This is a genomic window from Listeria floridensis FSL S10-1187 (assembly GCF_000525875.1).
GTDB lineage: Bacteria > Bacillota > Bacilli > Lactobacillales > Listeriaceae > Listeria > Listeria floridensis.
The window spans coordinates 51,711-63,747 of record NZ_AODF01000004.1 but is presented as its reverse complement, the minus strand read 5'-3'; the positions used below and the strand labels follow the sequence as shown (position 1 = coordinate 63,747).

The window sequence follows — 12,037 nt, the reverse complement described above, 5'->3', positions numbered from 1 at the left end:
AATGATGTTATATCCATCAATCGATAATCTGCTTTTAAAAATTGATTCAAAATATTCGCTTGTCACTGTTTCGGCGAGCCGTGCCCGCGAGATGCAGGCTACAAATGATCCGGGCGTACTGCCAAGTTATGAATCACATAAATATGTCGGAAAAGCACTCGAAGAAATTTATGCCGGCAAACTTGTTCTTGATGATCATGAAGTATAAAATGCTGCTCCGCATGCTGTTATCCGCATGTGGAGTTTTGTTTTTCTTAAAGAAAGTGCGTATCCGGTTTTGCTTACGGTTAAACATGTTATAATAACAATAAAAATCAGGCAGTTGGGGTGAAAATAATGAACGGAAAAAATATATTGCTTGCAGTTTCTGGCGGCATCGCCGTTTATAAAGCTGTAGCACTCACGAGTAAGCTTACACAGGCAGGAGCAAATGTTAAAGTGATGATGACACGTCATGCACAGGAATTTGTTCCGCCGTTATCCTTTCAAGTCTTATCGCGAAATGATGTTTATACAGATACTTTTGATGAAAAAGATTCGGGGGTTGTCGCGCACATCAATTTGGCTGACTGGGCTGACCTTGTACTTGTTGCGCCTGCAACGGCGAATATGATTGGCAAAATGGCAAATGGCATCGCAGATGATATGGTAACAACAACACTGCTTGCAACCGAAGCACCTGTTTGGGTTGCTCCGGCAATGAATGTCCATATGATGAATCATCCGGCAGTCGTTAGAAATATTACTCAGCTCTATAAAGATGGTGTTCGTTTTATCGAACCAGATGAAGGCTATCTTGCTTGCGGCTATGTTGGCCGCGGTCGGCTTGAAGAACCCGAAAAAATTGTTGCGCACATTCGCCGCTTTTTTAGTGAGGACAATAAAAGTTTGCTTGGTAAAAATGTGCTGGTAACAGCTGGGCCGACGCGGGAAAAAATTGATCCGGTTCGCTATCTTACGAATCGTTCAACAGGGAAAATGGGCTTTCAAGTAGCTGAACAAGCTTATTTGAAGGGAGCTCATGTAACGCTCGTTACGACAGTAAAAGATCGTCCTATTCCGGATGCGGTTGAGACGGTGTATGTGGATTCGGCGGAAGAGATGTATCAAGCAGTTACAACAAGAGCTGAGAAGCAAGATGCATTTGTGATGACGGCTGCAGTGGCGGATTATACGCCTCTTCATGTAGCAGATCAAAAAATCAAGAAACAACCCGGGGATACCGCGCTTGAAATGACGCGTACCAAGGATATTCTTGCTGAAATTGGTGCTCGGAAAAAAGCTCGGCAAGTGGTGATCGGGTTTGCGGCAGAAACGGAAAATGTAGCGGAAAACGCAAAGCGCAAACTGGAAACGAAACAAGCCGATTATATTGTGGCAAATGATGTTTCAAAAGACGGAGCCGGATTTGGAACGGATACGAATATTGTGACTTTCTACGGAGCTGACGGAAGCGTTGAAGATTTCCCTCTGCTTGAAAAACGTGAAGTAGCTGAGAAGATCACAGCTAAAATTGTTGAAAAGTTGGGGTGAAGCTGGATGAATCGAATTGCTAAGGTGATCGTCGATGTTCCAGCTCGGCAAGTTGACCGCCCGTTCGATTACTTGATTCCAACCGAGCTTTTGGATATCATCCAAGTCGGAACGCGCGTTTCGGTTCCATTTGGAAATCGGAAAGTACAGGGTTTCGTTGTTGCTATTCAAGCCGAAGCAGATACTGACAAATTGAAGGAAATCGACTCTGCAATGGATATTCTGCCAGTTTTAAATCAAGAACTGTTGGAGCTTGGCGACTGGATCGCTAGTGATACATTATCGTTTCGTGTTTCGGTTTATCAAGCGATGCTTCCGCCAGCTCTGCGCGCGAAGTACGAAAAATACTTTATTCGCCTTAATGACAGCGATGAAGAGCTTGAACGGCTGTTTGGCGGTTATGGAACACTTGATTTCAAGAAGGCAGAACAAGTTGGCCTTTTACCACAATTTAAAAAATATCTGCAAGATGGCGATATTGAAATCGGTTATGCAGTGAAAAATAAAGTAACGCAGAAAAAAAATGAAAACGGTGCGCTCTAATGTGAACATTGCTGAACTTGACGAAGCGATCGCAAATTTGCCGAAAACGGCGAAAGCAAAAGCCCGCGTGTTAAATGTGATGACGGAGCTTGAGCCGGGTCGCTTTATGACGCTCAAAGATTTGAAGGAAGCGGCTCGTACTTCTGCAGAAACTATTTCGGGGCTCGAAAAGCAAGGACTTTTAAGCATTACTGAACAAGTTATCGGGCGCGATCCTTATGCTGGACATGAATTTGAACCTACTAGACCGCTTCCGCTTGTAAGTGCGCAAGAAGCAGCTTGTACGAAAATTATGGATGCAAAGCAGGCAGAAACATTTTTACTGCATGGCGTAACAGGAAGCGGTAAGACTGAAATTTATTTGCAATCTATCGCGAAAGTGCTTGCTGAAGGAAAGGAAGCCATTGTACTTGTGCCGGAAATTTCGCTGACTCCGCAAATGGTTGAGCGATTTAAAGGCCGCTTCGGCGAGCAAGTGGCGGTTCTTCACAGTGCACTTTCTCATGGTGAAAAATATGATGAATGGCGCAAAATTGAACGCAAAGATGCCAAAGTCGTGGTTGGAGCGCGTTCTGCTGTGTTTGCTCCGTTTGAAAATATCGGGATTATCATTATCGATGAAGAGCATGAAGCAAGTTATAAGCAAGAAGATAATCCGCGTTATCATGCACGTGATGTCGCAATTTGGCGAGCAAAGCGCCACGGCTGTCCGGTTGTTCTCGGAAGTGCCACGCCATCGCTTGAATCATTTGCCAGAGCGAAAAAAGGCGTGTATACGCTTCTCGAGTTGCCCGACCGGATTAACCGCCAAGTAATGCCGGAAGTCCATGTGGTAGATATGCGTGAGGAGTTGCGCAATGAAAATCGAACAGAATTTTCAACTCTTTTACTGGAAAAAATCAAACAACGAATAGCAGCTAAACAGCAAATTGTTCTTTTGCTGAATAAGCGGGGCTACGCCTCATTTGTGATGTGTAGGGATTGTGGCTATGTGGTGGAATGTCCGAATTGTGATATTTCGCTAACCTATCACCAAGCAACCAATCGGATGAAATGTCATTACTGCGGGCATGAGGAACGTGTTCCGTCAAAATGTCCATCGTGTGAAAGCGAGCATATCCGTTACTTTGGGACAGGAACTCAAAAGGTTGAAGAAAGCTTGACGAAACTGATTCCTGAGGCGAGGATTATCCGGATGGATGTCGATACAACGCGAACAAAAGGTGCGCATGAAAAACTATTGACGCGCTTTAAAAATCAAGAAGCTGATATTTTGCTCGGTACGCAGATGATTGCAAAAGGACTGGATTTTCCTAACATAACGCTTGTTGGGGTATTGAATGCTGATACAATGCTATTTCTGCCGGATTTTCGCGCTTCAGAGCGAACTTTCCAGCTGCTCACCCAAGTCAGCGGACGCGCGGGAAGGCATGAACTTCCAGGTGAAGTTGTTGTACAAAGCTACAGCCCGGAACATTATAGTATTGAATTTGCGAAAGAGCATGATTATCTTGGTTTTTATGAGCATGAGATGCAGATGCGAAGACGCGGCGCCTATCCGCCGTTTTATTATTTAACGCTAATTAGTGTCAGTGATAGCGATGAACGAAAAGCGATCCAAACGATTCATTCGATTGCCAGCCATTTGAAGACGAAACTGGCTGCAAATTCGATGATTCTTGGGCCGGTGCCAAGTACGATCAGCCGGATTAATAATAAATATCGCTATCAATGTATGATTAAATATAAATTTGAACCAGAATTGAAACGAGAATTAAAGGAGCTCTTAGATCACTTTCAAAAAGAGCAAGCGAAAGGACTTACGATTTCGATCGATGTTCAGCCATATGTGCTGATGTAGGAGGATTTTATGAAAAAAATTATTTTTATGGGAACACCGGAATTTGCGGTGCCGATTCTTTCAAACTTAGCTGAACGCTATGAGGTTATAGCAGTGGTCACGCAGCCCGACCGCCCAGTTGGACGCAAACGGATTTTGACACCGCCGCCTGTGAAGCGAAAGGCACTCGAACTGGGAATTCCGATTTTTCAGCCGGAGAAGCTACGCAGTTCCGAAGAGCTTGAAGCGCTTATTCGTTTGCAAGCAGATTTGCTCGTAACCGCCGCTTATGGTCAGATTTTGCCCGAAAAATTGCTTAATGCGCAGAAATTTGGTGCGATTAACGTTCATGCGTCGCTTTTGCCGGCTTACCGCGGCGGGGCACCAATTCATTATGCGGTGATGAACGGGGATAAAGAAACCGGCGTTACGATTATGTATATGGTCAAGCAGCTTGATGCCGGCGATATGATTGCACAGCGTAGCATTCCGATTACGGATGAAGATGATACTGGATCAATGTTTGACAAGCTTTCAGATGTTGGGGCTAAACTCTTGATGGAGACGTTGCCGGACTTTTTTGAAGGGAAAATTACAGCGGTACCGCAAGATGAAGCAAAGGTTACGTTTGCACGAAACATCAGCCGCGAGCAGGAAAAAAATCGACTGGACGCGCTCTGCGCGGGAAGTGTTTAATCACATTCGCGGACTTGCACCGTTTCCAACGGCGTATACAACGCTTAACGGTCAAGCATTTAAGATTTTGAAGGCGCATTTGTCGGTTGAAACCGTAGCACTTCTTCCCGGAAGTTTTATTGCACTTTCTAAGTCGAAATTCGGGATAGTTGCTGGTGATGGTGGGATTTTGATTCCAGATGTGGTTCAACCGGCCGGAAAGCCGAAAATGGAAGCAAGTGCCTTCATGCAAGGAGCAGGGCGCACACTTCCAAAAGAAACGAGGTTTGGCAATTAAATGAAGAAAACGACGCGCGAACTGGCGCTTGAGCTGTTGCTCAAAATTGAAAATCAAGGTTCCTACAGCCATTTGCTGATTAACGAAACTCTGAAAAAATATCCGCTTAAAAGGGAAGATAAGGCTCTTTTAACAGAGCTTGTCTATGGAACTTTGCAGCGCAAGATTACGCTCGATTATTATCTTGAACCATTTTTGAAGAAAAAACCGGATGACTGGGTACTGATGCTGCTTCGGCTTTCGGTCTACCAGCTCGAATTCTTAGATAAGGTTCCAGAACACGCAGTCCTGCACGAGGCGGGTGAAATTGCCCAAAAACGCGGACATAAAGGTGTAACCAGTTTTGTGAACGGTGTGTTGCGGAGCATTTTAAGGCAAGGGGTTAAGCCGCTTGATGCACTTTCGGATGCAGGAGAACGCTTGGCAGTTCAGGGGAGCTTGCCGCTTTTCTTAGCACGCCGAATGATTGATCAATATGGGTATGAAAAAGCAGAACAACTCGCTGAGGCCTTTCTTGTTCCGCCACATCAGTCGGTCCGAGTGAATAAAACAGAGACTGACAGAACGGCTCTTCTGGCGGAGTTTCATAAAGCAGGAGTTGAAGCGGAAGCCGCAGCAGAGATTCCAGAAGCCATTCTTGTGACGCGTGGAAGTATTGCTGGGACGGATGCGTTTCGTGAAGGTCGCTGTACGATTCAAGATGAAAGTTCAATGCTCGCTGCTTATGCGCTTGAACTGGAAGATGATTTAGAGGTGCTCGACGCTTGTGCGGCGCCGGGCGGAAAAACGACGCATATCGCAGAAAAAATGCATGGAACGGGAAATGTGACGGCTCTCGACATTCACAAGCATAAAACGAAGCTGATTAGTGCGGCGGCAGAGCGGCTTGGACTCTTGAATATTCGAACACAAACCCTTGATGCGCGGGAAGCGGCGACGCAATTTGATGTGAAAAGCTTTGACCGTGTGCTCGTTGACGCGCCGTGTACAGGTTTTGGTGTGTTGCGGAGGAAGCCGGATATTAAATACAGTAAAACGGAAAAAGATATTGAGCGCCTTTCTGAAATTCAGCTCGACATTTTAGATGAAGTTAGCCAACTGGTAAAAGAAAATGGTATATTAGTCTATAGTACCTGTACAATTGACCACGAGGAAAATGGCGCAGTTGCTGCAGCATTTTTAGCAAAGCATCCAGAATTTGAACAGCTTACAGTAGCTGTTCCTGAAAAGTTAAGACATTTAAGAACGGGCGATGACCTGCAAGTTTTACCTACTGATTTTGGAAGCGATGGTTTTTACGTTTCTAGTTTCAAGAGACGTCCTTAAGATTGGAGAGAAAGCGGATTATGCACGTAGAATTTAGAACCGACAGAGGAAGAATCAGACATCATAATGAAGACAACGGCGGAGTATTCGAAAATAAAACGGGCAACCCGATTGTTATTGTTGCTGACGGAATGGGCGGTCACAGAGCTGGAGATGTGGCTTCTGAAATGGCCGTTCGGCTCTTAAGCGAGGCATGGCAAGAAACGAATGAATTTTTATATGCGCCAGATGTAGAAGCATGGTTTCGCGAAACGATTCAAAAGATCAATCGGGAAATCGTAGCTTATGCTGGTGAAGAATCTGGTTTAAAAGGAATGGGAACAACGCTCGTTGCAGCAGTTTTCACAAGAAGCCAAGTTATCATCGCGAATGTAGGCGACAGCAGAGGCTACCTGCTGAATGGAAAAGAACTGAAGCAAGTAACGGAAGATCATTCTCTTGTGAATGAGCTTTTGCGAAAAGGTGAAATTTCAAAAGAGGATGCTGAAAACCATCCCCGAAAAAATATTCTGCTTCGGGCGCTTGGTGTGGAAGGAACCGTTGACACAGATACTTTTACGGTACCATTTGAAGCAACGGACATTTTGCTTTTATGTTCCGATGGCTTGAGCAATATGATTTCAGAAGAAGAAATTAAGCAGACGCTTTTAAGTGAACGGACACTCGCGGAAAAAGCGGATTCGTTTATTACGAAGGCAAATGCCAATGGGGGCAAAGATAACATTACGGTTCTTCTCCTTACAAGAAATCTGCAAGAAGGAGGAACGTCCAAATGATGATCGGAAAACGTCTTAGCGGACGCTATAAAATTTTAAGCCCGATTGGCGGCGGTGGAATGGCAAATGTCTTTCTCGCGCACGATATGATTTTGAATCGCGACGTAGCGGTTAAGATTCTTAGAATTGACCTCGCAGATGAAAGCAATTTGATTCGACGTTTTCAGCGCGAAGCACAATCGGCAACAAGTTTAGATCACCCGAATATTGTCAGCATTTATGATGTCGGTGAAGAAAATGACTTGCATTATATTGTAATGGAACATGTTGACGGCATGGATTTGAAACAGTATATCCAAGAAAATCATCCGATTCCGTTTGATAAAGCAGTTGATATTATGCGCCAAATTGTTTCGGCGGTTTCAGCCGCGCATCAGCATCATATCATCCATCGCGACATCAAACCGCAGAATATTTTGATTGACCGTAAAGGTGTTGTGAAGATCACGGACTTCGGAATTGCAATGGCGCTTTCGGAAACTTCGATTACGCAAACTAACTCTTTGCTTGGCTCTGTTCATTATTTATCTCCTGAACAAGCGCGCGGCGGAATGGCGACGCAAAAATCGGATATCTATTCGCTTGGTATCGTGCTATATGAACTTTTGAGCGGTGAAGTACCTTATGACGGAGAATCTGCTGTTTCAATTGCCATCAAACATTTGCAGGCGAAGATGCCGTCAGTTCGGGAAGCGAATCCGGCGATACCGCAAAGCCTAGAAAATATTATTATCAAAGCAACAGCGAAAGACCCGTTTGCTCGCTATCAGTCGGTTGAAGAAATGGAAGAAGATCTTAGAACATGTCTTGATCCAGAGCGATTAAATGAACCGAAATATATGATTAAAGCGGATGATGGCGATACAAAGACAATTCCGATTGTTCTAGCGAAGGATGCGATTCGGAATTTAGATGAAACAGTTGTCCCGGAGCGCGAATCGGATAAGACTCCGGCTGAGGAAAAAAAGCCGAAAGAGGATGCGAAAAAAGGAACAGAACAGGGCAAAAAGAAAAACAAGAGCAAAAAGAAGAAGGTTTTTTGGATTGTACTGGTGATTATTTTGCTGTTTGCTGGATTAATTACGACTTTATGGGCGCTTGGACGCGAACCAGATGAAGTGGAGATACCGGATCTCGCAGGCAAGACGGAAGCGGCGGCTATGTCGCTCCTTCAGCGTGAAGGATTTACGATTGGGAAAACGGTCGAGAAGAACAGTGATACAGTAAAGGAAGGCCGTGTTATTAAGTCAAATCCGGAAGCGGGCGAGATGAAAATAAAAGGAACGAAGGTCACACTTTATATCAGTATTGGTTCAAAGAAAATTTCGATGGAAGATTTTTCAGATAAAGATTACGATGATGCCAAGGCGAAGCTCTCAGAACAAGGCTTTAAGTCAGTCGATCAGAAAGAGGAGTACAGCGATACGGTTGAGGCAGGCATGATTATTTCGCAAGATCCGGCGGCAGGTGCGGAAGTGATTGCAAAGGAAACGAATGTTATGTTTACGGTCAGCAAAGGTAAAGAACCAATGACGCTAAAGGATTTGAGCGGTTATAATCAGCGTGCACTGGATGATTACGCGGCATCAACCGGAATCACGATTAAAACGAGCGAGGAATACTCGGATACGGTTGAAAAGGGCCAAGTAATTTCGCAAAGCCCAGGTTCTGGCGCGAGCATTAATGCCGGAGACACCATTCAAGTTGTTCTTTCTCGCGGGCCAAAAGAAAAAGAAGTGAAAAAGGTAACGCGGACGTTGACAATTCCATTTGACGACACCAAAGACAATACAGCGGATACGGGGAATGAAGACGCGGCGGATGAAAATACTACGCCAACTCCTCAGCATATCGTGATTTATATTGAAGATAAAAACCACAGCATGTCATCGCCTTATCGCGAAATGGATATTACTAAAAATACGAATGTAACCCTTACGTTTGAAGTTGAAGAAGGTTCAAAGGCGGCTTATAAAGTAATGCGCGACGGTGAAACTGTGGATGAAGGAAATGTAGATTATCCTGGTTGATTATATGCGTAAAGGAGGTAATGGCTCTGGAAGGTCAAATTATTAAAGCTCTCAGCGGATTTTATTATGTCTATAGTGAAGGAAAAACTTATCAAACACGGGCGCGTGGCAATTTTAGAAAGCGTAAACTGACGCCGCTTGTCGGTGATGATGTGGTTTTTCAAGCAGATAATGAGACAGATGGCTATATTCTTGAAATTTTACCGCGAGAAAACGAACTTGTACGTCCTCCGGTCGCTAATATCGACATTGCCATTCTTGTATTTTCGGCAACGGAACCCGGTTTTTCAACCAACTTGGCGGATCGGTTTCTCGTTGCAATTGAAAAAGAAGATATCACACCTATTATTTGTATCAGCAAATTGGATATTGCGAGCGAAGCTGAAAAAGCGGCGGTTGAAGCTGCAACGGAAGTATATCAGGCTGTCGGCTATGAAGTGTTTCTTGCGAATGATGAAGTAGACCGGACGGCGCTTATCAGCCTTGTGAAAGACCGTGTTGCGGTTATCGCCGGTCAGTCAGGAGTAGGGAAATCTACGCTGTTAAACCGGCTCAATCCGGATTTGACGCTTTCGACAGGTGAAATCTCAAATGCGCTCGGCAGAGGGAAACATACGACGCGACATGTCGAACTTCTGCCGATCGGTGATGGATTTATTGTAGATACACCCGGTTTCAGTTCAATTGAATGGACGGATTTGGAACCGGAGAAGCTGCAATTCTGTTTTCCAGAAATTGAAGATCGTCGGAGTGGCTGCAAGTTCCGCGGCTGTCTGCATGAAAATGAACCTGCTTGTGCGGTCAAAACGGCGGTAGCGGAGAATGAAATTGCTGTCTTTCGTTACGAAGATTATCTCCAAATTTTAACAGAACTAAAATCGAGAAAGCCGAGGTATTAAAAATGGGAAAAATTGCACCTTCAATTTTAAGCGCTGACTTTGCTAATTTGGAACGCGACATTAAAGAAGTAGAAGCACTTGGAGCAGATTACCTTCATGTCGATGTGATGGACGGTCATTTTGTTCCGAATATCACGTTCGGGCCGGATGTTGTAAAAGCCATTCGACCACGGACAAAACTCCCGCTTGATGTCCATCTGATGATTGAAAATCCGGATGCGTATATTCCGCAGTTTGCGAAAGCTGGTGCGGATATTATTTCGGTTCATGTAGAAACGTGTCCGCACCTTCACCGCACGCTGCAGCATATCCGCTCGTTTGATGTAAAGGCGGCCGCGGTGTTAAATCCTGCAACGCCGATTGACACGTTGTATCATGTGTTAGATGAACTGGATATGGTGCTGTTCATGACGGTTAATCCCGGGTTTGGCGGTCAAAAATTTATTCCAGAAGTCTTGAATAAGATTACGGCATTTAAAGCGTATTGTGCTGAAAAAGGGTATTCGATTGCGATTGAAGTGGACGGCGGAGTTAACGATGTAACCGCGAAGCAGTGCCTTGATGCGGGTGCGGATATTTTCGTTGCGGGTAGCTACATTTATGGAAATCCCGACCGCATGATACCGATTGATAAGCTGCGTCAAATTGTTGGGGAATAAGGGTAGAAAGAAGCAGCATAATGCGGCTTCTTTTGCCAAAAAGGGGTTGGAAATTTGAAGACGATACATATCATGGTGGGAGGACCTGAAAGCGAGCTACCAGATCTTTCGCCATATACGAGTTCCGGAGCGGACTGGATCGGTGTTGACGGCGGTGCGAAATACTTGCTTGAGCGCGGTATCCCGATGATTAAGGCGATGGGGGATTTTGATTCGCTTTCTGAGTCAGAGCTTGCGTCTCTTAAAGAGCATGTCGCTGATGTGAGCGAGTTTCCAGCTGAAAAAGATTTGACGGATACGGAAATCGGACTTTTGTTCGCGATGGAAAAAAAGCCGGATTTGATTCGGATTTTTGGTGCAACAGGCGGCCGGATGGATCATTTGCTTGCAAATTTGATGATGCTCACGAAGCCAGAGTTTGAGTCGGCGGTTCCACTTGTTGAGCTTGTAGACGTTTCTAACTGGATGAAAATGTATCTGCCGGGTAGCTACCATGTCAAGAAGCAAGCGGAAATGGAATACGCGGCATTTATCACGATGGGGAATGTGGCAGGTCTTACGCTCGAAGGATTTAAATATCCGCTTCACGAGGCCTCTTTTCCGTTTGGACGAGCACTTTCAAGCAATGAATTTCTTGGCGTGCAAGGTCGATTTACATTTGAAACAGGACTCATTTTGATGATTCAAAGCAAAGATTAAAGGAGCGGTGTTTTTGGAACTTTTTAAAAGCAAATATAATTGGTCATTAATTACAGGTGGGATTGCCATTTTGTTTAGTTTGGTTGTCCAAGTTTTTACAACGCGTAATGCTTTTTCATTTCAGTACTCCGACAACTTAAAAACACCAATCATGATTATGACGGTGGCAAGTTTAATTTTTATTATCAGCTTTGTAGTCGGCTATTCTTTTTTAGTCAAGAAAAAGTTTAAGATCGCCATTCCGATTATTTTCGTAAGCGGTATCCCAGCTTTCATTTTCGTGCATATTTTTGCCGGAATGTTTATGGTAATCTGTGGAATTCTTGGTAAGGCTGCGGAAATTGATGCGCGGCAGGAAAATGCTGAAACGGAAAAGAAAAACTAGGTTGAAGCGAACATGCGAAGCGAGATGACCCGCAGAAGTTGGATTTTTAGTCTAGCTTTTGCGGTTTTTTGTTTGCGAGTATTTTTGGACAAAGAAAAAATGCAGTGAATGTTTTCACTGCATTTCTGCTTCTCTGATTAAGATTAAACACGTTCTACTTTTCCAGATTTAAGCGCACGAGTAGATACCCAAACTTTCTTAGGTTTACCGTTTACTAAGATGCGCACTTTTTGTAAGTTCGCTTTCCAAGTACGTTTGCTTGAATTCATCGCGTGGGAACGACGGTTGCCAGAACGAGATTTACGACCTGTAATCACACATTCTTTAGCCATTATAACCCCTCCTTATACCAAACTTCTCAAGATGTTTCGGAT

10 protein-coding genes and 2 pseudogenes are annotated in these 12,037 nt (G+C 44.4%); 11 read left to right on the top strand and 1 reads right to left on the bottom strand.

Annotated elements, in window-relative coordinates:
* Positions 1 to 4 precede the first annotated feature (4 nt).
* From rpoZ to MFLO_RS02610, 11 genes and pseudogenes are all read left to right on the top strand, one after another.
* Positions 5 to 208, top strand: a complete 204-nt coding sequence (gene rpoZ, locus MFLO_RS02660) for a DNA-directed RNA polymerase subunit omega (protein WP_115753733.1) — start codon at positions 5 to 7, stop codon at positions 206 to 208.
* A gap of 128 nt (positions 209 to 336) precedes the next feature.
* Positions 337 to 1,533 (top strand): bifunctional phosphopantothenoylcysteine decarboxylase/phosphopantothenate--cysteine ligase CoaBC, encoded by a 1,197-nt coding sequence (gene coaBC, locus MFLO_RS02655; protein ID WP_077913134.1) that lies wholly within the window; start codon positions 337 to 339, stop codon positions 1,531 to 1,533.
* A gap of 6 nt (positions 1,534 to 1,539) precedes the next feature.
* A pseudogene (gene priA, locus MFLO_RS02650) lies at positions 1,540 to 3,937 on the top strand (primosomal protein N').
* Positions 3,938 to 3,946: 9 nt separating this feature from the next.
* A pseudogene (gene fmt, locus MFLO_RS02645) lies at positions 3,947 to 4,889 on the top strand (methionyl-tRNA formyltransferase).
* Positions 4,890 to 6,215 (top strand): 16S rRNA (cytosine(967)-C(5))-methyltransferase RsmB, encoded by a 1,326-nt coding sequence (gene rsmB, locus MFLO_RS02640; RefSeq protein ID WP_036096183.1) that lies wholly within the window; start codon positions 4,890 to 4,892, stop codon positions 6,213 to 6,215. It abuts the pseudogene before it with no gap.
* 20 nt (positions 6,216 to 6,235) lie between these two features.
* Positions 6,236 to 6,991, top strand: coding sequence for a Stp1/IreP family PP2C-type Ser/Thr phosphatase (locus MFLO_RS02635; protein ID WP_036096181.1), 756 nt, complete (start codon positions 6,236 to 6,238; stop codon positions 6,989 to 6,991).
* The gene (pknB, locus tag MFLO_RS02630; protein ID WP_036096179.1) at positions 6,988 to 9,021 is read left to right on the top strand and encodes a Stk1 family PASTA domain-containing Ser/Thr kinase; all 2,034 of its coding nucleotides are present in this window, start codon (positions 6,988 to 6,990) and stop codon (positions 9,019 to 9,021) included. Before MFLO_RS02635 ends, pknB begins: the two co-directional genes overlap by 4 nt.
* A 20-nt stretch (positions 9,022 to 9,041) precedes the next feature.
* Entirely contained in the window at positions 9,042 to 9,920 is an 879-nt protein-coding gene (rsgA, locus tag MFLO_RS02625) for a ribosome small subunit-dependent GTPase A (protein WP_036096178.1), read from the top strand.
* A gap of 2 nt (positions 9,921 to 9,922) precedes the next feature.
* Positions 9,923 to 10,579 carry a ribulose-phosphate 3-epimerase gene (rpe, locus tag MFLO_RS02620; protein WP_036096176.1) on the top strand — a complete coding sequence of 219 codons (657 nt, stop codon included), beginning with the start codon at positions 9,923 to 9,925 and terminating at the stop codon, positions 10,577 to 10,579.
* Positions 10,580 to 10,633: 54 nt separating this feature from the next.
* Positions 10,634 to 11,278 (top strand): thiamine diphosphokinase, encoded by a 645-nt coding sequence (locus tag MFLO_RS02615; protein WP_051993450.1) that lies wholly within the window; start codon positions 10,634 to 10,636, stop codon positions 11,276 to 11,278.
* A 13-nt stretch (positions 11,279 to 11,291) separates the two neighbouring features.
* Positions 11,292 to 11,663, top strand: coding sequence for a hypothetical protein (locus MFLO_RS02610; RefSeq protein WP_036096175.1), 372 nt, complete (start codon positions 11,292 to 11,294; stop codon positions 11,661 to 11,663).
* A gap of 143 nt (positions 11,664 to 11,806) precedes the next feature.
* On the opposite strand, the gene rpmB is transcribed toward MFLO_RS02610, so the two are convergent.
* The gene (gene rpmB / locus MFLO_RS02605; protein ID WP_036096174.1) at positions 11,807 to 11,995 is read right to left on the bottom strand and encodes a 50S ribosomal protein L28; all 189 of its coding nucleotides are present in this window, start codon (positions 11,993 to 11,995) and stop codon (positions 11,807 to 11,809) included.
* Between the last annotated feature and the right edge of the window lie 42 nt (positions 11,996 to 12,037).

What these genes read in the sequence shown, in the direction of transcription:
- MFLO_RS02635 (WP_036096181.1), top strand. Translation starts at nt 6,236, where the DNA reads ATGCACGTAGAATTTAGAACCGACAGAGGAAGAATCAGACATCATAAT.
- pknB (WP_036096179.1), top strand. Translation starts at nt 6,988, where the DNA reads ATGATGATCGGAAAACGTCTTAGCGGACGCTATAAAATTTTAAGCCCG.
- rpe (WP_036096176.1), top strand. Translation starts at nt 9,923, where the DNA reads ATGGGAAAAATTGCACCTTCAATTTTAAGCGCTGACTTTGCTAATTTG.
- rpmB (WP_036096174.1), bottom strand. Translation starts at nt 11,995, where the DNA reads ATGGCTAAAGAATGTGTGATTACAGGTCGTAAATCTCGTTCTGGCAAC.
- rsmB (WP_036096183.1), top strand. Translation starts at nt 4,890, where the DNA reads ATGAAGAAAACGACGCGCGAACTGGCGCTTGAGCTGTTGCTCAAAATT.
- rsgA (WP_036096178.1), top strand. Translation starts at nt 9,042, where the DNA reads ATGGCTCTGGAAGGTCAAATTATTAAAGCTCTCAGCGGATTTTATTAT.
- coaBC (WP_077913134.1), top strand. Translation starts at nt 337, where the DNA reads ATGAACGGAAAAAATATATTGCTTGCAGTTTCTGGCGGCATCGCCGTT.
- rpoZ (WP_115753733.1), top strand. Translation starts at nt 5, where the DNA reads ATGTTATATCCATCAATCGATAATCTGCTTTTAAAAATTGATTCAAAA.